The sequence below is a fragment of the Aeromonas sp. 1HA1 genome (assembly GCF_029237385.1).
Classification (GTDB): Bacteria; Pseudomonadota; Gammaproteobacteria; order Enterobacterales; family Aeromonadaceae; genus Aeromonas; species Aeromonas popoffii.
This window is the reverse complement of sequence record NZ_JAACGC010000173.1, coordinates 1-1,210: the sequence shown is the minus strand read 5'-3', so window position 1 is coordinate 1,210 and position 1,210 is coordinate 1. Positions and strand designations below refer to the sequence as shown.

Annotated in this window: 1 protein-coding gene; it reads left to right on the top strand. The window is 53.9% G+C overall.

Annotated features, from left to right (window positions below):
• Positions 1 to 79: 79 nt before the first annotated feature.
• A partial coding sequence (locus tag GWQ22_RS21465) for a replication initiation factor domain-containing protein (RefSeq protein WP_275931623.1) occupies positions 80 to 1,210 on the top strand: 1,131 nt, incomplete at its 3' end.

Here is a 1,210-nt window from a genome sequence, read left to right as displayed (position 1 = left end):
TACCCAGATTTCGATTTTGTACCTGTCGAAGTCACCGATGCCACTTGGCGCGGCTTCTATGATCAGGGGGTCTTCTTTGATGACTGGTCATAACGCCAAAACCAAGATCGATTTCCTGTCCTTCACCTTCACGCCGGAACCGCTCAAGCGTATCGCCGAGCTTGCCAAGCAGGGCTGTTTGCTCAAGGCCATTCCGCGCTTTGAGGTCAAATCCTCCGCGCTGTCTGCTGCCTTGCCTGAGCTTGCTGCCGGTAGCGCGGTGTATCGCCGTCCATCTGAGCCGTTGTCGGAGCCAAAGAACCGCTATGAGGCTGCCGACCAGCATTTGAGGGCGCTTGCTTATCCCGAGCCGCTCTATTCCAAACCCGAGCCAGAAAGCTCGGTCATCATTACTTCGTCCATGACGGAAGCCATGGAGATAGTCCTTGCATCCCAGTACAAGGCCCGTGCCGACATTAATCATGAGCTGAAATCAATCTGCTCTGCCTTGCTCGATTTTTCTGAGTTTGAGGTCAATCCGGACGGCAAATATTGGGACTCCTATAACGACTTGATCCACTCCTACGGGGTGCAGTTCCTCGATACCATTTGTTGCAATGAGTTGGAGCTATTCATTGAAGAGCTTAATTATCAGGTTGGCGTCCCGATCCCTGCGCCTCGCTTTTCTCTCCGCCATCGTCGCGGGGGCCTTCACGGCTACAGCTACAGCGGTGACATTCTTATTGATGGTATTGCTTGCGGGCTTGTCGCTTGGGGAGCTGCAAACCATGGCTGCATGGTTTCTTTTACTGGGGCAGGATGCGACGGATTGGATTTTGGGGCTCTTCATCGTGTCATTGCTATGGTGCCAGGCATCCGTATTACTCGAGTTGACCTCGCATTGGATGATTACTCAGGCTCGGTTATATCGTATCTCAAAGCAGTCGATGCGGCGGAATTAGGCCATTTCCATCCAGCTCGGGGCACGGCCCCAAAGTGGATGGCCATTCAAGCCGGCGAGTTTATCCCAGAGGTTCACGGCGGCTTGCGTAAGCGGTTTGGCATGATTGCCTCTTCCGGCTGCTCCTTCTATGTGGGCTCTCGTGCTAATGGCAAGTGCGCCCGCATTTATGAGAAGGGTAAGCAGATGGAATCTGCCGAATATCCCGACTGGGTGCGAGCCGAAGGCGAGTTACACAGTAAGGACCGGATAATCCCGCTCGATGTGCTG